Genomic DNA, 17136 nt, shown 5'->3' on the forward strand with positions numbered 1-17136 from the left:
CGCGAGAGTCATTCATGGCCGCTACAGGGTTTGCCTGCGCCAGGGGAAAAGCCTCGATCATCCTGCCAGCCATCTGGCAGGCAGGATAGGGTTTGACAACCAGATAATTCACTTTGCCGGCGCATCAGATAAGGCTGCGCAGGGCGGCTATCAGCCCTGCGACACCGCGCTCCAGCTTCTCGCGTGGACAGCCGACATTGAGGCGCAGAAAGCCGTTGCCTTCGGGACCATAGGTATACCCCGGCATAATCGCCACCTTCTGCCCGGCGATCAGCGCCTGCTGCAGCGCGCGGTCGTCAATGTTAAGGGGGCGGAGGTCGATCCACGCCAGGTAGGTGGCCTCCGGCGGCTGCCAGCGCAGCGCGGGAAAGGCGCGATTGAGCGTATCAGCCACATAGCGCAGGTTCTCCTGCAGGTAGTCGCGCAGAGCGTCGAGCCAGGGCGCCCCGTCGCGGTAGGCGGCGACATGAGCCACCAGCGCCGGGACCGAGGGCGACGAGAGCCCGTCGCGCGCTTTCAGCGCCTGCAGATAGCTGTCGCGGCAGTTTGCCTCCGGGATAAAGCCATAGGCTCCGGTAAAGGCCGGGATATTGAAGCTCTTCGACCCGGAGGTGAACAGCGCCCACGGCCCCTGAGCCACCTCGCTCCACGGGATATGACGGTGGTCGCCCCAGGTCATGTCCATATGAATTTCATCGCTAATCACCCTCACGCCATGCTTTTGGCACAGGGCCGCCATGGTCTCGAGCTCCTCGCGGCGCCACACTTTCCCCGTTGGATTGTGCGGGCTGCACAGCAGCAGCAGGGTATTCTTCGGCTCCGCCAGCGCCGCTTCCAGGCGCGCCATATCGCAGTGCCACTGATTGTTCGTCAGGGTCAATGGCACCGGGGCAATCTGTCGGCGGTTAGCGGTGATGGTGTTATAGAACGCATCGTAGGCGGGAGTATGGACGACGACGCCGTCGCCTTCTTGCGACCACTGACGGATGGTTTCCGCCACCATATAGATAACCGACGGTCCGTAGACCACCGTTTGCGGATCGATGACGCTGTGAAAGCGGCTGGCGTACCAGTGGGCAATCGCCCCGAGAAACGCCTCGTTCTGCCAGCGGCTGTAGCCGAACACGCCGTGGGCCAGCCGCCGGCTGACGGCGTCGAGAATGCAGGGCGCGGTGGCGAAATCCATATCGGAGATGGTGAACGGCAACAGGTCGGGGACGCCAAATCGGTCAGCGACATAGTCCCACTGCGTGCACCAGGTGCCGTGGCGGTCGATGGGGGTGGAAAAATCAAACATCGGAACTTCCTTAGCGAGGGTCCCCCTCCGTGCCGGAAGGGGACCGGTGGGATCAGGCCTGAACGGTATTCATCAGCGTGGCCATCTCATCTTTTACCGACTGCACCTGCGGGCCAATAACCACCTGCAGATTATGCTGGTTGAGCTGAACCACCCCAATGGCGCGATGGGCTTTCAGCGCGGCGGCGTCCACTTTGCTCATATCGTGTACCGACAGACGCAGACGGGTAATGCAGTTATCCAGCGAGACAATGTTGTCGGCGCCGCCGAGGGCCGCCAGAATCGCCGGCACGTTATACCCGGATTTACCAATGGTGCCAGCGACCGCTTTCTCCACGCTGGCGGCGGTGTCGATATCGCGGCCCGGCGTTTTCAGATTGAAGCGGGTGATGGCGAAGCGGAAGATGGCATAGTAGGCCGCAAACCAGATTGCCGCCACCACCGGCACCAGGTACCACTTGGTCGCCAGACCATGCAGGATGCCAAACACCACGAAGTCGATGATATTGCCGTCGGTGTTGCCGATGGTGACGCCGAGCACCGCCATGAGGGTAAAGCCGAGACCGGTCAGCAGGGCGTGGATGACATACAGCACCGGCGCCACGAACAGGAACAGGAACTCCAGCGGCTCGGTGGTGCCGCCCACCACGCAGGCGATCACTCCGGAGATCAGCAGACCTTTAATTTTATGCCGGTTTTCCGGGCGGGCGCAGTGGTACATCGCCAGCGCGGCGCCCGGCAGGCCGCCGAGGAAGGCCGGCATCTTACCCTGCGACAGGAAGCGGGTGGCGCTTTCGGCGAAGCCGTGGGTGGTCGGGCAGCTTAGCTGCGCCTGGAAGATGGTCAGCGCGCCGCTGACGCTGTGGCCGCAGACGTCAAGGGTACCGCCGGCTTCCGTGAAGCGGATCAGCGCCACCAGGATGTGGTGCAGGCCAAACGGCAGCAGCAGTCGCTCGCCGGTGCCAAAGATCATCGGCCCAAAATCGCCGGCGCTGTTGATCATCTTTCCGAGGGCATTGATCCCCATAGCGAAGACCGGCCACACCAGCGGGATCGCCAGCCCGACCAGACCCAGCACCACGGTGGTGACGATCGGCACAAAGCGGGTGCCGCCGAAGAAGGCCAGGGCGTCCGGCAGGCGAATGTTGTGGAAGCGCTCATGCAGCAGCCAGACGATAATCCCGGCGATAACCGCCCCGAGGATCCCGGTATCAATCGACTGAATACCGATGATGTTCTGGATATTGTTGGCCTTGAGAATAGCGGCGTCGGTGGTGGGCAGAATGCCTTTCGCCGTCAGCCAGAAGTTGACCGCCAGGTTCATGACCGCGTAGCCGACAAAACCGGCGAAGGCGGCGACGCCTTTGTTCTCCCGCGCCAGCCCCAACGGGATGGCGATACAGAACATCACCGGCAGGAAGCTGAAGGCAAAGGAGCCGACTTTGCTCATCCAGATAAAGATGGCCTGCAGCAGCGGTATATCCAGCCACGGCAGCAGGGTCAAAACATCGTGACTGCTTAACGAGCTGCCGATCCCCAGCATGATCCCGCAAAACGAGAGCAACGCCACGGGCAGCATAAAGGTTTTTCCCAGCTGCTGGAAAAATTCCCACAGGGTGATTTTTGGTGCGGTTTTCGCCGTCATAACGCGGTTCCTGATTCTCAAGTGGTCGGGAAGAACTAACGCCACGGCAAGATAAAACGTTTTACCACTTTTTAGTGCGATAAAAATCACATATTCAAGCGATAATAAGGTTTATAAAGATCGCACAATGATAAAACGTTTTATCGACAGGCAAGGGAGTCAGCCGGCACGCTATGGCTATCGCAAAAAAGATCACCATCAATGATGTGGCGCTGGCCGCCGGCGTCTCCGTGAGCACCGTTTCGCTGGTGCTGAGCGGGAAAGGGCGTATCTCCAGCGCCACCGGCGAGCGGGTTAATCAGGCCATCGAGCAGCTGGGATTTGTGCGCAACCGTCAGGCCGCCTTGCTGCGCGGCGGACAGAGCGGGGTGATTGGCCTTATCGTCAGCGATCTCTCTAAACAGTTCTATGCCGAGTTAACCGCCGGCCTCACCGATGCCCTGGAGAGGCAGGGGAAAATGGTGTTTCTCACCCAGGGAGGGCGCAGCGGCGAGAAGATGGCGCAGCGGTTTGACACGCTGGCGGCGCAGGGGGTGGATGGGGTGATCATCGCCGGGGCTATCGACCGCGGGAGCGAGCTGCGCGAGCGGGCGGCGGAGGCGGGTGTGCCGCTGGTGTTCGCTTCCCGCGCCAGCTATCTCGACGATGTCGACCTGATCCGTCCGGACAACATGCAGGCGGCGCAGCTGGTGACCGAGCATCTGATCCGCCGCGGCCATCAGCGGATCGCCTGGCTTGGCGGCCAGAGCTCGTCGCTGACCCGCGCCGAGCGAGTCGGCGGCTATTGCGCCACCTTGCTGAAATACGGTCTGCCGTTCCACAGCGAATGGGTACTGGAGTGCGAATCGAGCCAGAAGCAGGCGGCGGAGGCGATGACCGCGCTGCTGGGGCAAAATCCGACCATCACCGCGGTGCTGTGCTACAACAACGTGGTGGCGACCGGCGCGTGGTTCGGTCTGCTGCGCGCCGGAAGGCAGAGCGGGGAAGATGGCGTCGACAGCTACTTCGAGCAGCGGGTGGCGCTGGCGGCGTTCGCCGATGTGCCTGAGGCCGCGCTTGACGACCTGCCGCTCACCTGGGTCACCACCCCGGCGCGCGAGATGGGAAAAACGCTGGCGGAGTCGATGCTGCGGCGGCTGGAGGAGGGCGCGGGCGAGACGCGAAATCAGATCATGCCCCCGCGGCTGGTGACGAGAAAATGACGGAGACGGCGCGCGGTGGCCGTCTCCTGAGCCGATAAATTACGGCTGCGGGGCGGCGTCGTCCTGCTGAGGCGCGGCGTCATCCTGCTGCGGCTGGCCCTCCTGCGGCGCGCTGTCCGGTAACGAAGGCGCTTCGAGACCAAACATCGCGGCAAAATCCTCCAGCGGCATTTTCTGGCCGTTCAGCGTCACCTGGCCGTTCGCGTACTGCAGGCTGCTGCTGATGGCGTTATCTTCCATGGTGGTGATGCGGAACATCTGGCCCATCGCCGCCAGGCCTTTGACCTGCTGATCGGCGAGTTTGGCGGCGTCGGCTGGCTGGTAGCCTTCCAGACCGGCGATCTTAGTCATAAACTCCGTCGCCATATCCACCGGGATCACCACTTTGCCGTCAAGGGACTGCACCACGCGATCCAGGCTGTCCGCCAGGGTCTGCGGCGGGGCGGTCACCAGGGCTGGATCTTTCAGCAGCACCGATAGGTTGAGGCTGCTTTCGCCTTTGGCATTGCGCCAGCTCAGCGGTGAGATAGTCACCGACGGATTGCCCTTAAGCAGGATCGGCAGCGCATTGAACAGGGTTTCGGTAAGCGCCTGCTGGTACAGCTCCGGGTTCTGCGCCAGCTCTGGTTTCGCCAGCAGCGCCTGAGACTGCGCGCTGTACTGCTGGCTGAACTGGTGCCACGCCTGACCGTCGACGTTATCCACTTTCAGCGTCAGTTTGCCGCTACCCATATCCTGACCCTGCAGCTTCAGGCTGTTGACGGTGTAGTTCACCTGGCTGTTCACGCCTTTGCCGTCCTTGGTCAGTGTGGAGCCGCCGTCCAGCGCCATGCCTTCAACCAGCGCCAGCTCTTTGCCTTCGACGCTGATGGCCAGTTTATCGAGGGTCATTTTTTGCTGGCCGATACGCTCGTTGAAGCTGGCCAGCTCGGTGGCGCCGTCGGTGGTCAGGTTGACGAAGCGCAGCTGCACCTTCTGGTTATATTCGTTGAGAGCATCGATCTGGCCGCTGCCGGCCTGGCCCTTCAGGCTGATGTTTTTGCCGTCGCGGTCGGCGTCGAGCTGGAACTCGCCGCCGCTGAAGGTGACTTTCTCATCCCCTTTGGCGTAGTCGAGGGCATTGAGGACGATCGCCGACTGGCTGTCGCCGCTGTAGGCGATGCGCGTATCGACGGTAAAGGGGGTATTGCCTTTGGCTATTTCGAACAGCGCCTGGCTGGCGTCGTTTTTCACCAGCGTGGTGTGGACCGAGGCCATCGCCGGGGCCAGATTAAAGGTTTTTAACGAGGCCAGCGGGAAGGGGCCGTGATCGACCACCTCGTCAAGCACCACGCTCTGCCCGGCGGCCAGCCAGCCGTTAGCCTGACCGGCGATCGGCTTCACCACCAGCTGCAGATGGCTGCTGAACAGCCCGCGCTGGTAGTCCTGATAGCTCAGCTCCAGACCTGACTCCGGCGCGCTGCTGCGTAACTGCGCGTTAGCCTGCTGCACCATATCGGCAATCCGGCCTTCCAGCTGTTTGCCGGTGTACCAGGCGCCGCCTGTCCATACCACGCCCAGCGCCACGATGATTCCTGCTGCGACCAGCGATTTTTTCATAGCATTTGTCCATAAATGAAGCCAGGCGGAGAGACCGCCTGGCTGAGTTGTCATAATCAGTAAGCGCGACCTGAAAGGTCTGTCGTTTACTGGAGCTTATTGAACACGCGCGCCACGCGGCCATGGCCGCTGACCTGCACCGGCGATTCATTGGCGGCCACAAAGGCCGATTCGCCCGGCTTGAGGGTCAGGCTCTGGTCGCCTTTGCGCAGCAGGGCTTCGCCGTCGACGCAGAAAACGATCGCCGCGCTCGCCTGGGCCAGATCGCTGGCCTCGGCGGAGAGATCGTGCAGCGAGAAGGCAAAATCTTCCACCGGGATCGGGAAGTCCAGCTCCGCGCCGTGCCGCTGCGGCTGGGTCAGCAGCTCACCCGCCGGTTTGGCCTCGAACTTGACGTTGGCCACCAGCTCAGGGATATCAATGTACTTCGGCGTCAGGCCGGCGCGCAGCACGTTATCCGAGTTGGCCATCACCTCCAGCGCCACCCCCTGCAGATACGCGTGCGGCGTTTCGGCAAACAGGAACATCGCTTCGCCCGGATTCAGCTTCACCACGTTCAGCAGCAGCGGGGAGAAAAGGCCGCTGTCGTCGGGATAAAATTCGGCGATCAGGCGGATGGTCTGCCACGGTTCGCCCTGTTCGCGGTCCAGCACCTCGCGCAGCGCCTGCAGCGCCTGCGCTTTTTCCTCGCCCTGCATATTCAGCAGACTGGCAAACAGCTGGCTCAGGCGAGCCGCGTCCGGCTGCTGCAGGAAGGCGCCGATCGCCGGGTGCGCGTTAGCCACCGGCTGCAGCAGGCTGACAATCTCGCTGAACTCGCGAAACGCGTTCATCGCCAGGAACGGGGTCAGGGCGAAGACCAGCTCCGGCTTGTGGTTCGGATCTTTGTAGTTACGTTCGGCGGCGGAGAGGGGGATGCCGGCGGCGTTCTCGCGGGCGAAACCCTCTTCGGAGGCCTGCTTGTTAGGATGGACCTGAATGGAGAGGGGCTGCGCGGCGCACAGCACTTTAAACAGGAACGGCAGTTCACCGAAGCGCTGCGCCACTTTGTCGCCGAGCAGGGCGGCTTTGTCCGCATCAATCACTTCGCGCAGCGAACGCGGCTGGCCGTCTGCCGCCAGGATCTGCGAGCTGCTCTTCGGATGCGCCCCCATCCACAGCTCTGCCATCGGCAGGTTGTCCGGGTTGGCGATGCCATACAGTTCAGTTAAGGCGGTGTGGCTTCCCCATGCATAGTTCTGCACGGCGTTAATCAGCTTTTGCATTCTCAATCCCTGTTTCAATCAAAGTAAAATTTATCGCCCTATTAAACCAGCAAACGCTGGAGAAGCAACTGCTGAAAGAAAAAGTCGTCCCTGTCTCAGTTTTTGTTAAAAATTTGTGTAAAATTGATCGACTCGCTTTTCTACAGGCACATGGAGTCCCTGCCTGAAACATAATCAGCCAAAGCAGTAAGTGAGAGTACAATGTCGAATAAACCGTTTGTTTACCAGGATCCTTTTCCCCTCAAAAAGGATGACACCGAGTATTATCTCCTCAGCAGTGATTACGTCTCCGTCGCCGAATTTGCCGGCAAGGAAGTGCTAAAAGTTGACCCTCAGGCGCTGACCCTTCTGGCGCAACATGCCTTCCACGACGCCTCCTTTATGCTTCGCCCGGCCCATCAGCAGCAGGTAGCGGATATCCTTAACGACCCGGAAGCCAGCGAAAACGACAAATACGTCGCCCTGCAGTTCCTGCGCAACTCCGATATCGCCGCCAAAGGCATTCTGCCTACCTGCCAGGACACCGGCACCGCCATCATCATGGGTAAAAAAGGCCAGCGCGTCTGGACCGGCGGCGGCGACGAAGCCGCGCTGGCGCAGGGGGTATACAACACCTACATCCAGGACAACCTGCGCTATTCGCAGAACGCCCCGCTGGATATGTATAAAGAGGTCAACACCGGCACCAACCTGCCGGCGCAGATCGACCTCTATGCTACCGATGGCGATGAGTACAAATTCCTCTGTATCGCCAAAGGCGGCGGCTCGGCGAACAAAACCTATCTCTACCAGGAAACCAAAGCGCTGATCACCCCGGCGAAGCTGAAAAACTATCTGGTGGAGAAGATGCGTACCCTTGGTACCGCTGCCTGCCCGCCGTACCACATCGCCTTTGTCATCGGCGGTACCTCGGCGGAAGCGACGCTGAAGACCGTCAAGCTGGCGTCCACCAAATACTACGACGGTCTGCCGACCGAAGGTAATGAGCATGGCCAGGCGTTCCGCGACATTCAGCTGGAGCAGGAGCTGCTGGTGGAGGCGCAAAATCTCGGCCTCGGCGCGCAGTTCGGCGGCAAATACTTCGCCCACGATATCCGGGTGATCCGCCTGCCGCGCCACGGCGCCTCCTGTCCGGTAGGGATGGGCGTCTCCTGTTCCGCCGACCGCAACATCAAAGCCAAAATCAACCGCGACGGCATCTGGATCGAGAAGCTGGAGAGCAATCCGGGGAAATATATCCCTGAGCATTTGCGCCAGGCCGGCGAAGGCGAAGCGGTGAAGGTGAATCTTAACCAGCCGATGAGCGAGATCCTGGCGCTGCTGTCGCAGTACCCGGTCTCCACCCGTCTGTCGCTGAGCGGCACCATTATCGTCGCCCGCGACATCGCCCACGCCAAGCTGAAAGAGCTTATCGATAACGGCGAGGAACTGCCGCAGTACGTGAAAGATCACCCGATCTACTACGCCGGCCCAGCCAAGACGCCGGACGGTTACGCCTCCGGCTCCCTCGGCCCGACCACCGCAGGCCGCATGGACTCTTACGTCGATCTGCTGCAGTCTCACGGCGCGAGTAAGATCATGCTGGCGAAAGGCAACCGCAGCCAGCAGGTCACCGACGCCTGCCACAAGCACGGCGGTTTCTACCTCGGCAGCATCGGCGGCCCGGCGGCGGTACTGGCTCAGCAGAGCATCCGCAGCCTGGAGTGCGTGGCGTATCCGGAGCTGGGGATGGAGGCGATCTGGAAAATCGAAGTGGAAGACTTCCCGGCGTTTATCCTCGTCGATGATAAAGGCAACGACTTCTTCCAGCAGATCCAGACGTCGCAGTGCGCCCGCTGCGTGAAATAAACCTGGCCGCCCTTCTGGGCGGCTCTGGCCGATGACAAACCTGTTTTCGTTATCGTGCGCGCCTTCTGCCGGGTGGCGGCTTTCGCCTTACCCGGCCTACGAAAACAGCAATATCAACCGGGTATGCCATTCCCTGTCGGCCCGCGCAACCGCAGCGCCGCCGGGCAATTCCTGAAGATGGCACGTTGTCAGCCGTCCGGGCCGCCCTTCGGGGCGGCTTTTTTATGCCGCTTTGCGGCACGAACCACCAAAACAACTTATCAATCTGGCCAATACTTACTCTTTTAAGCAGGTGAGCTTTGTCGCTATGACGCACTTTTCATCCAAGGAGAAAGTAATGACAACGCATCGCAGTGAAAAAGACTCGATGGGCGCCATCGACGTCCCGGCCGATAAACTCTGGGGCGCCCAGACCCAGCGTTCGCTGGAGCATTTCCGCATCTCGACCGAAAAAATGCCCGGGGAACTGATATATGCACTCGCGCTGACCAAGCGGGCGGCGGCGAAGGTCAATCAGGATCTTGGCCTGCTGACGGCGGAGAAAGCCGGGGCGATCGTCGCCGCCGCTGACGAAGTGCTGGCCGGAAAACACCCCCAGGAGTTCCCGCTGGCTATCTGGCAGACCGGTTCCGGCACCCAGAGCAATATGAATATGAACGAGGTGCTGGCTAACCGCGCCAGTGAACTGCTCGGCGGTGAGCGGGGGATGGCGCGAAAAATCCACCCCAATGACGATGTCAATAAAAGCCAGAGCTCGAACGATGTATTCCCCACCGCCATGCATGTCGCGGCGCTGGTCGCCCTGCGGGAAAAATTGCTCCCGTCGCTGCAGGCGCTGCGGGCCACGCTCAACGAAAAAGCGGTGGCCTTCAGGGATATCGTGAAGATCGGTCGCACCCATCTGCAGGACGCCACGCCGCTCACCTTAGGCCAGGAAATCTCCGGCTGGGTGGCGATGCTGGACCATAGCCTGAAGCATCTTGAAGCCAGCCAGCCGCACCTTGCCGAGCTGGCGCTGGGCGGGACGGCGGTGGGGACCGGGCTGAATACGCATCCGGAATATGCCGTGCGGGTGGCGGCCGAGCTGGCCTCGCTCAGCGGACAGCCGTTTGTCACCGCGCCGAATAAATTCGAAGCGCTGGCCACTGTCGATGCCCTGGTCCATGCCCACGGCGCGCTTAAAGGTCTGGCGGCCTCGCTGATGAAAATCGCTAACGATGTCCGCTGGCTGGCCTCCGGGCCGCGCTGCGGGATTGGCGAAATCGCCATCCCGGAAAACGAGCCAGGGTCATCGATTATGCCCGGTAAGGTCAACCCGACGCAGTGCGAGGCCCTGACCATGGTCTGCTGCCAGGTGATGGGTAACGACGTGGCGGTGAATATCGGCGGCGCCTCGGGTAACTTTGAGCTCAACGTCTATCGGCCGATGGTCATTCACAACTTCCTGCAGTCGGTGCGTCTGCTGGCGGACGGCATGGCGAGCTTTAACGAGCACTGTGCGGTGGGGATTGAGCCGAATCGTGAGCGGATCACCCAGCTGCTCAACGAGTCGCTGATGCTGGTGACCGCGCTGAATACCCATATCGGCTATGATAAAGCGGCGGAGATCGCCAAAAAAGCGCACCATGAGGGGCTGACCCTGAAGGCTTCGGCGCTGGCGCTGGGCTACCTGACGGAAGCCGAATTCGATAGCTGGGTGCGCCCGGAACAGATGGTCGGCAGCCTGGCTACTCGCTAGCCAGCCAGAGGTGCAGACGAGGGATCAGTAATCTCAGCGCCTGCGCCTCCGGTTTGTAGCGGTATTGCACATTGTCGGCATCGTAGTTGAGCAATTCGCCAATATCCGGCACGCTGACCCCCTGGCTGCCGGACATCAGGGCGATCAGCGGGCTGGGGCAGGCGTACTGCACCTGTTTCTGCTCGCTGGCATACCAGACGCGGGCAATCGGCTGCACTTTCACTGGCCGTTTGATTTTTAGCCGCGCCCGCTGCGGCAGGGCGGCGATATCCTGATACTCCCTTTCCAGTTTGCTCTGCCACTGCTCGCGGGTCCAGGGCGGCACCGCCCGCGGCGATTGCAGGCTTTTTTCCAGCATCATCAACACCTGGTCGCGGGTCAGATTTTTGATCACGTGCTTATTGGCCCAGCCGAAGCGGATAGTGCTCGGGTCGAGGAGGGGCGTTAGCGTGCGATAGGCGCTGAGGGTGATTAACCCAGGCAGATGGCGATGCACCCACTCAAAGCGGGCGGTGGGGGGCAGGCCAGCGTCGACAGTGACGATTTTCTCGAAGGTGGCCTTCAGGGCGTTAATCTGCTGAATGCGCGCCAGCAGCGTCTGCTGTTCCGCGGCGGAGACCTGGAGACAGATAGCGCCCGGCAGGCGGACGGCGGCTTTGCTGCTGCGGGTTTCCGACTGCTGCTGGATAAACAGATGGCCGTAGTGGCGCAGGGCGAGATCCAGCGCCGCCTCGCCGGTGTGCTGGACGACCGTAATGTTCGCCAGCGGGTCGTGCTCGGCATCCTTACTGATCGCCGGCAGCTCAAACACCCGGCCCGCCAGCAGCCGGCAGGTCGCTAACGCCTGGCGCAGCGCCTGCAGCTCCAGCTCGATCTGGCGAAAGGTATCATTCAGACGTTCAACGAGGTCGTAGCTGGCCATCGCCTTCACCTTAGTTACAACATGCTATTCGATTTTTCCAGCATAGCCAGCCCGCGGCCTCTGCGCAAGTTTTATTCAGGCAGAGGTAAAATCGGGCAACTGATGATAGACCGGCCAGCTAAAGCAGAAGCGGGCGCCGCCGAGTGGACTGGCCTCGCAGCAAACGTCGCCCCCCATCGCCTGGGCGATACTGTGGACAATGGCCAGGCCGAGGCCGCACCCTCCGGTCGCCCGATCGCGGCTGGGGTCAAGACGAACAAAAGGTTCGAACACCCGCTCGCGTTCCTCGGGGGCAATGCCCGGGCCGTCATCGTCGACCTGCAACGACGCGCGGGAACCCTGCAGGGTCAGGCTGACCGCCACCCGCTGACCGCTGTAGCGCAGGGCGTTGTTCACCAGATTATCCAGCACCCGCTCCATCAACCGCATATCCAGCGCGCCATAGTTGCCGCGGGTCAGCGTCGCCAGGCCGACTTCGCGCTGCGGGTTGACCATCTGGATATCCTCGACGTGGTCGCTGATCCAGGCGGGGAAATCGGGGGTGGTCAGGCTGAGCTCCGTCTGCGGGCGGTCGAGACGGGCGTAGGTCAGGAGCTCTTCTATGAGCGCCTCCAGCTGGCCGATATCGCGGTTCAGCGCCTGCGATTCCGCCTCGGTGAGGTTTTCGCTCATCTCCAGACGGTAGCGCAGGCGCACCAGCGGCGTCCTGAGCTCATGGGCGATGCCGTCAATCAGCTGCTTTTTACTGGCAATGAGGGCGTTAATGTTGTCGGCCATCTGGTTGAAGGCCACCCCGAGCCGCTCAAAGCTGGACATGCTGTCAAAATGAATACGCTCGCTGAGGTGGCCTTCGCCAAAGCGCTGGGCGGCGGTCTCAATGCGCAGCATGTCCTGCCAGTGCGGACGCATCCAGATAAACACCGGGAAGGCCAGCGAGATAGCGATAAACGCCATCAGCGCTACGTCCAGGAGACGCATTTCATGCAGAAAATAGAGATAGGGCACCGGGCCCACGGATAACACATAGTGGCTGCGGGGGATGCGCTGGATAAAGGTGTACTGGTCGTCGAGCGCGACGATATCCCCGGCGCGCAGGTGCTGCATCGAGCTTTCCGACAATTTGAATTTGCTCATCGGCTCGATGTGCAGGTCGAACGACAGATTTAGGTCCAGTTCTTTCAGCGTTTTGCTCCAGTCGCGAGGCGGAATTTCCCGCAGCTCGCTGCGCATCAGATACAGTGAGCTTTTCATCAGATCGTCAAGCGACTGCCGGCCGGCGCGTTCAGCGGTAAATTTATAGACCAGGCCCACCAGCATGGTCATCACCAGAAAGCAGACGAAGAGCAGAAGGTAGAACTGCACGAACAGCTTTTTCATTACATTACCGCATAGTCAAAAAGAGAAACCTGCCGGCGCCTCAGGACCATCTGCCCGGCGAGGCGGAAACGTCTCGGGTTTACCGGGGCGAGCCGAGGCCCGCGCGGGAGTAACCGATACGCTATCAAAGCAGGGTTTATGCCCCCTGACAATAGCCAGCCGGGGGGAGCGACGTCGTTGAAAATGTGACAGTGTCACTTATTGCGAGCTTACCTCTGCATTAGGCAAGGATTATGTCCAGTGTCATCTGCGCGCCGCTGGGCGCTACTCGCGATAGTAGGGGATATCCACCGGATAGAGGGTGGCCAGGCTCAGCAGTCGACAGCGCACCAGCTGTTTTGCTTCGGCATACCAGTAAGCAAATTCGCCGGTGGTCTGGTGGTAAATCATCTGATCAAGGTTAGCAAACGGGATCACCAGCAGCGGCCCCTGGCGCACGTATCCGCCGCCGGTTTCGAAATGGTGATCTCCCCAGGATTGCTGGGTATGTTGATAGCGGTGGAGGAGCACCTTAATTTGCCCGCGCTGTGGACAGAGGAGCCGGATATCGGCGTTGTCGAGGGAAAAAGCCCAGCCAGAGAGTGACGTGAAGAGGGTCAGTGCCAAAAGTACAACGTATTTCATCATGCAAAAGTCCTGTGTTTTCAGGCTTTATGCCATTCTGATAACGGTAAGTCCTTGAGCACAATCATATTGAGGGGTTATGTGATGGGCTTCTGTACGGCGAAACATATTGATTTACTCAATATGACAAACTGGCGGCGGCCCGCCAGCGCGAAGGCGGCGGAAAATGCGATGCGCATGCCGCCGGGGAACAGGCGGTAAACGGGCCCCTTTCAGGGCCGCAGAAGGACCGCTCAGTTGTCCCAGGCGTGGGGGGCGAAGAGGTAGCCTTTATTGCGTACCGTCTTAATCCGGTAGGGTTCTGTGGCGTTATCGAGCAGTTTTTTGCGCAGGCGCGAGATGGCGACGTCGACGCTGCGATCCATCCCGTCGTAGGTGACGCCGCGTAAATTTTTCAGCAGGGCGTCGCGGTCCATAATCTGCCCGGCGTGGGTAGCCAGCTCCCACAGCAGGTCGAAATCGGCGGTAGACAGGGCGACGCTTTCTCCGCCGAGCAGCACCTGGCGGTTGACCGGGTCAATGGTCAGTGAGCCAAAGGAGATGGTCTTGTGCGGGGTGAGCGTCGCAGGCGCGCCTGCTCCCGCCGGGGCGATATGCTGGCGCAAATGCAGACGCAGTCGCGCCAGCAGCACCGCCGGCGGGGTGGTTTTCAGGATATAATCGCTGGCGCCCATCTCCAGGGAGAGGATATGGTTCATATCGCTGTCGAGCGAGGTCAGCAGGACAATCGGCCCTTGCCATTGCCCACGCAGATCGCGACAGAGCGTCATTCCGTCCTTGCCGGGCAGCATAATGTCCAGGAGCACGAGGTCCGGTTTCTCCCGCGCGATCACTTCCTCTGCGCGGTCGCCGCGAGGCTCGACCACCACATCCATATCATGCTTGCCGAGATAGGCGGCGATCAGCGCCCCTACCTCAGGGTCATCCTCAACAAAAACGATTTTATTCATGTCTATTGCACATCAGTAAAAGAAGTAACATACACCGCGCCTATTTTACCCGCCATTCCTCTTTTATAAACAGCGCTAATTCCGCTATGCTGCGCTAACTTGTTGATTCATTGTTAAGGCATAAGGACATGGGGCTGTTAATCAAAGGGCTGCTGGGCGCGCTGGTGGTGGTGCTGATTGGCGTGCTGGCGAAAACCAAAAACTACGCCATCGCCGGACTTGTTCCGCTGTTTCCCACCTTTGCGCTCATCGCCCACTATATTGTCGCCAGCGAGCGCGGTATTGAAGCCCTGCGCACCACTATCGTGTTCGGCATGTGGTCGATCGTTCCCTATTTTATCTATCTGCTGTCGCTGTGGTACTTCACCGGGATCATGCGCCTGCCGTTGGCGCTGGCAGGCGCAGTAGGTTGCTGGGGGCTGTGCGCGTGGCTGTTGATTGTTGGCTGGAGCCGCTTCCACTAACGCAGAGGGCGACCGCCGTCGACGGCGAATGACCGGCCGGTCACGTAGCGGCTGGTAAACAGATAGTCGATAAGGTCGCTGATCTCTTTCTCGCCCGGGGCGATTTTCATCAGCGACTTATCCAGCGCCTGCTGACGATAAGCCTCGTCGTCACCTTCATTGAAGATGATCAGCGACGGCGCAATGGCGTTGACTTTGATCTCCGGGGCCAGCTTGCGGGCAAAGGAGCGGGTCATGTTGTCCAGCGCGGCCTTGCTGGCGGCGTAGGCGATATGTTTATCGCTCCCACGCTCCACCACGTAATCGGTGATATGGATAATGTCGCTGGCGGCATGGCCGTGGCCGCGCAGGAGCTCCTCCAGCGCGTGGTTGAGCAGATAGGGGGCATGGACGTGGATCTGCATCATGCGGTTGATCACCGTGCTGAGCGGTACGCCCGGCTTCTCCGCCATCCAGTCGCTGGCGTTGTGGATGATGGCCCGCAGGCCGCTGGTATGCGATTTAACCGCTTCGGCAAAGGTCAGAATGCCGTCATCGCTGCTGAAGTCGGCCTGCAGACAGAGGGCGCCCGCTTCGCGCAGGTCTTCGATCGCCGGATAGGGCGTGCGATAGCTGACGATCACCGGCTGGTGTTGCTGCAGAAAATGGTGCGCCAGCGCGAGGCCGATGCGGCGGCCTCCTCCTGTGATCAGAACCGGGCGGGGCTGTTGTTCAGCCATGGGTATCTCCTTTGATTTCTGCGGCAGGGCGACCGCTTACCCCACCAGCATCCACGTTGCCGGCACAGCGGCAACCAGCAATAAACCAATTAGCGCCAATTCACGGCGTTTGAGCGAACGATCGTGCTGGTGCGTACGTCGGGCGTACAAAAAGACCAGAAGACCCGGAGCGTAAAGTACCACCGACAACAGCAAATGCACAGGTCCCGACGCGTATAATAACCATAAGCCATAAATGCAGGCGCCGATACCCACCGCTTTATGCAGCGGACGGGGGGCGATTTTGAGCAAAAAGGCGCCGACCAGCAGATAGGGCACGAGGATCATCTCTGAGGCGATGGTCAGCAGGGTGCCGTAGTCCGAACCGGTCAGCCAGATGAGGACCAGCGACGCCTGAACGCTGATATTGGTCAGCCACAGCGAAGCGGAGGGGGCGTTGTTGCGGTTCTGGCGGGCGAACAGGCGCGGGAAGGCTTTGTGAGTGGCGGCGAGGTAAGGCACTTCGGCGGCCATGATCGTCCAGCTGAGATAGGCGCCACACACCGACACGATAAGCCCGGCGGCAATCACAATTTCACCCCACGAGCCCATCAGTCTGACCATCAGTCCCGCCATCGACGGGTTGCGCATTTCGGCCAGTTCGCTACGCGGCACCACGCCCAGCGACAGCAGGGTGACCAGCAGATACACCGCGAGGGCCGAAAGCACCGCCAGCAGCGTCGCGCGGCCAACGTCCCGCTTGTGTCGCGCGCGGGCGGAGACCACCACCGCGCCCTCGACGCCGATAAACACCCACAGAGTGATCAGCATCGTGTTTTTAACCTGCTCCCACACCGGTACGCCCAGCGCCAGGCCGCTGAAATCGAGGCGGAACGTATCCAGCTGAAAGGCCAGGGCGGCGAGGGCGACAAACGCCCCCAGCGGCAACAGCTTGGCGAGGGTGGCGACCAGGTTAATCCCCGCCGCCGTCTGCACGCCACGCAGGACCAGGAAGTGGACCACCCACAGCAGAACTGAAGCGCCAACGATAGACTGCCAGGTGTTGCCATCGCCAAACAGGCGCAGCTCAGGGGTATCGGTGAAGAAACTGAGCGCCGAAAAGACGATCACCAGATAGGAGACATTGGCGATCACCGCGCACAGCCAGTAGCCCCAGGCGGAACAGAAGCCGATCAGCTCGCCGAAGCCTTCGCGGGCGTAGGTGAAGATCCCGCCGTCGAGGTCGGGACGAATACGGGTCAACAGCAGCATCGCGAAGGCGAGGAACAGGATCCCGACGCCGGTAATCGCCCAGCCGATGAGCAGAGCGGAAGGGCTGGCCACGGCCGCCATATTTTGCGGCAAACTGAATACGCCAGCGCCGAGCATTGAGCTGAGGACCAGGGCGGTCAGGGCGCTCAGGCCCAGTTTCTTTTCCATTGCATTCCCGAGGTGAAAATGGCTGTTCCAGAATATTTATTTTGCGAAATCGCATAAAAATGGAGGA

The 17136-nt window shown here is 60.7% G+C and carries 14 protein-coding genes; 4 read left to right on the forward strand and 10 right to left on the reverse strand.

Annotated elements, in window-relative coordinates:
- Positions 1-124 precede the first annotated feature (124 nt).
- Together QLG03_RS21690 and malX are read right to left on the reverse strand one after the other, a co-directional pair.
- The gene (locus QLG03_RS21690; RefSeq protein ID WP_050534167.1) at positions 125-1297 is read right to left on the reverse strand and encodes a MalY/PatB family protein; all 1173 of its coding nucleotides are present in this window, start codon (positions 1295-1297) and stop codon (positions 125-127) included.
- 52 nt (positions 1298-1349) lie between these two features.
- Positions 1350-2942 (reverse strand): maltose/glucose-specific PTS transporter subunit IIBC, encoded by a 1593-nt coding sequence (malX, locus tag QLG03_RS21695; RefSeq protein WP_048334910.1) that lies wholly within the window; start codon positions 2940-2942, stop codon positions 1350-1352.
- 173 nt (positions 2943-3115) lie between these two features.
- Here malX and QLG03_RS21700 point away from each other — a divergent pair, with 173 nt between their 5' ends.
- Positions 3116-4144: a Mal regulon transcriptional regulator MalI gene (locus QLG03_RS21700; RefSeq protein ID WP_255987446.1), complete on the forward strand. Its 1029-nt coding sequence runs from the start codon at positions 3116-3118 to the stop codon at positions 4142-4144.
- 39 nt (positions 4145-4183) lie between these two features.
- Here the strand turns inward: QLG03_RS21700 and QLG03_RS21705 are convergent, their stop codons facing one another.
- Together QLG03_RS21705 and manA are read right to left on the reverse strand one after the other, a co-directional pair.
- Positions 4184-5743 carry a YdgA family protein gene (locus QLG03_RS21705; RefSeq protein WP_023289493.1) on the reverse strand — a complete coding sequence of 520 codons (1560 nt, stop codon included), beginning with the start codon at positions 5741-5743 and terminating at the stop codon, positions 4184-4186.
- 86 nt (positions 5744-5829) lie between these two features.
- On the reverse strand, positions 5830-7008 hold the full coding sequence (gene manA / locus QLG03_RS21710; protein ID WP_023289494.1) for a mannose-6-phosphate isomerase: 1179 nt from the start codon (positions 7006-7008) through the stop codon (positions 5830-5832).
- Between the two features lie 201 nt (positions 7009-7209).
- Here manA and fumA point away from each other — a divergent pair, with 201 nt between their 5' ends.
- Positions 7210-8856 (forward strand): class I fumarate hydratase FumA, encoded by a 1647-nt coding sequence (gene fumA, locus QLG03_RS21715; RefSeq protein ID WP_255987448.1) that lies wholly within the window; start codon positions 7210-7212, stop codon positions 8854-8856.
- Positions 8857-9193: 337 nt separating this feature from the next.
- Entirely contained in the window at positions 9194-10594 is a 1401-nt protein-coding gene (fumC, locus tag QLG03_RS21720; protein ID WP_023289496.1) for a class II fumarate hydratase, read from the forward strand.
- On the opposite strand, the gene tus is transcribed toward fumC, so the two are convergent.
- From tus to rstA, 4 genes are all read right to left on the reverse strand, one after another.
- Positions 10584-11516, reverse strand: coding sequence for a DNA replication terminus site-binding protein (gene tus / locus QLG03_RS21725; RefSeq protein ID WP_255987449.1), 933 nt, complete (start codon positions 11514-11516; stop codon positions 10584-10586). The genes fumC and tus overlap by 11 nt on opposite strands.
- A gap of 75 nt (positions 11517-11591) precedes the next feature.
- A complete protein-coding gene (rstB, locus tag QLG03_RS21730) occupies positions 11592-12893 on the reverse strand; it encodes a two-component system sensor histidine kinase RstB (protein WP_117128759.1) in 1302 nt (433 codons plus the stop codon).
- A 264-nt stretch (positions 12894-13157) separates the two neighbouring features.
- A complete protein-coding gene (locus QLG03_RS21735) occupies positions 13158-13520 on the reverse strand; it encodes a hypothetical protein (protein ID WP_023289499.1) in 363 nt (120 codons plus the stop codon).
- Between the two features lie 230 nt (positions 13521-13750).
- On the reverse strand, positions 13751-14467 hold the full coding sequence (rstA, locus tag QLG03_RS21740) for a two-component system response regulator RstA (protein ID WP_023289500.1): 717 nt from the start codon (positions 14465-14467) through the stop codon (positions 13751-13753).
- A 128-nt stretch (positions 14468-14595) separates the two neighbouring features.
- Here rstA and QLG03_RS21745 point away from each other — a divergent pair, with 128 nt between their 5' ends.
- Complete coding sequence (locus QLG03_RS21745) at positions 14596-14931, forward strand: GlpM family protein (protein ID WP_023289501.1); 336 nt, start codon at positions 14596-14598, stop codon at positions 14929-14931.
- On the opposite strand, the gene folM is transcribed toward QLG03_RS21745, so the two are convergent.
- Positions 14928-15650: a dihydromonapterin reductase gene (gene folM / locus QLG03_RS21750; RefSeq protein ID WP_048334905.1), complete on the reverse strand. Its 723-nt coding sequence runs from the start codon at positions 15648-15650 to the stop codon at positions 14928-14930. The two genes, QLG03_RS21745 and folM, sit on opposite strands and share 4 nt — an antisense overlap.
- Positions 15651-15686: 36 nt before the next feature.
- Complete coding sequence (locus tag QLG03_RS21755) at positions 15687-17069, reverse strand: amino acid permease (RefSeq protein WP_255987450.1); 1383 nt, start codon at positions 17067-17069, stop codon at positions 15687-15689.
- Positions 17070-17136: the final 67 nt, after the last annotated feature.

Source organism: Klebsiella sp. V115_8, from assembly GCF_029967715.1.
In the GTDB taxonomy this organism is placed as follows: domain Bacteria; phylum Pseudomonadota; class Gammaproteobacteria; order Enterobacterales; family Enterobacteriaceae; genus Klebsiella; species Klebsiella quasipneumoniae.

Coding starts and splice junctions, on each gene's coding strand:
- QLG03_RS21690 (WP_050534167.1), bottom strand. CDS start 1,297: ATGTTTGATTTTTCCACCCCCATCGACCGCCACGGCACCTGGTGCACG.
- malX (WP_048334910.1), bottom strand. CDS start 2,942: ATGACGGCGAAAACCGCACCAAAAATCACCCTGTGGGAATTTTTCCAG.
- QLG03_RS21700 (WP_255987446.1), top strand. CDS start 3,116: ATGGCTATCGCAAAAAAGATCACCATCAATGATGTGGCGCTGGCCGCC.
- QLG03_RS21705 (WP_023289493.1), bottom strand. CDS start 5,743: ATGAAAAAATCGCTGGTCGCAGCAGGAATCATCGTGGCGCTGGGCGTG.
- manA (WP_023289494.1), bottom strand. CDS start 7,008: ATGCAAAAGCTGATTAACGCCGTGCAGAACTATGCATGGGGAAGCCAC.
- fumA (WP_255987448.1), top strand. CDS start 7,210: ATGTCGAATAAACCGTTTGTTTACCAGGATCCTTTTCCCCTCAAAAAG.
- fumC (WP_023289496.1), top strand. CDS start 9,194: ATGACAACGCATCGCAGTGAAAAAGACTCGATGGGCGCCATCGACGTC.
- tus (WP_255987449.1), bottom strand. CDS start 11,516: ATGGCCAGCTACGACCTCGTTGAACGTCTGAATGATACCTTTCGCCAG.
- rstB (WP_117128759.1), bottom strand. CDS start 12,893: ATGAAAAAGCTGTTCGTGCAGTTCTACCTTCTGCTCTTCGTCTGCTTT.
- QLG03_RS21735 (WP_023289499.1), bottom strand. CDS start 13,520: ATGATGAAATACGTTGTACTTTTGGCACTGACCCTCTTCACGTCACTC.
- rstA (WP_023289500.1), bottom strand. CDS start 14,467: ATGAATAAAATCGTTTTTGTTGAGGATGACCCTGAGGTAGGGGCGCTG.
- QLG03_RS21745 (WP_023289501.1), top strand. CDS start 14,596: ATGGGGCTGTTAATCAAAGGGCTGCTGGGCGCGCTGGTGGTGGTGCTG.
- folM (WP_048334905.1), bottom strand. CDS start 15,650: ATGGCTGAACAACAGCCCCGCCCGGTTCTGATCACAGGAGGAGGCCGC.
- QLG03_RS21755 (WP_255987450.1), bottom strand. CDS start 17,069: ATGGAAAAGAAACTGGGCCTGAGCGCCCTGACCGCCCTGGTCCTCAGC.